This window comes from Catellatospora coxensis (assembly GCF_016862635.1).
Taxonomy (GTDB): domain Bacteria; phylum Actinomycetota; class Actinomycetes; order Mycobacteriales; family Micromonosporaceae; genus Catellatospora; species Catellatospora coxensis.
Genome location: NZ_BONI01000222.1, coordinates 1 through 515, shown reverse-complemented (window position 1 = coordinate 515; position 515 = coordinate 1). Strand labels below are relative to the sequence as shown.

Here is a 515-nt window from a genome sequence, read left to right as displayed (position 1 = left end):
AGGAGTGCGTTGACGTCCTTGACGGACTGCGTCCAGGCCTCGTCGGGCTTCTGCTTGCCCTGCTCCACACGAGTCAGACCGTTCTGAATCGCCGTGTTGATGTCACCGGACTTCGGACCCATGTACTGCGGCACCATCGTCTTCACCGAGTTCGAGAAGATCTGACCCACCGGCGCGTTGTTGAAGAACGGGTTCTTGAAGTCCTTGATCACCGCGTCCTCGTACAGCGACACCGTCGACGGGAAGTTGCCCAGCGCACGGAACACCTTCGCCTGCTGCTCCGGAGCCACCAGCCACTTCGCCAGCTTCGCGGCCTCCTGCACGTTCTTACCCTGCTTGGGCAGCGTCAGGAACGAACCACCCCAGTTACCGCCACCACCAGGCACCGCAGCGATGTCCCACTTACCCGAAGAGTCCTTCGCCTGCGACTGGATGTACGCCATCATCCACGACGGGCACGCGAGCGTGACGAACGAACCCTTGGCCATACCGGCGTTCCAGTCAGCCGACCACGG

General features: G+C 62.1%; 1 protein-coding gene. It reads right to left on the bottom strand.

Annotated features, from left to right (window positions below; genetic code table 11):
• A partial coding sequence (locus Cco03nite_RS42125; RefSeq protein ID WP_239168104.1) for an extracellular solute-binding protein occupies positions 1–488 on the bottom strand: 488 nt, incomplete at its 3' end.
• Positions 489–515 lie beyond the last annotated feature (27 nt).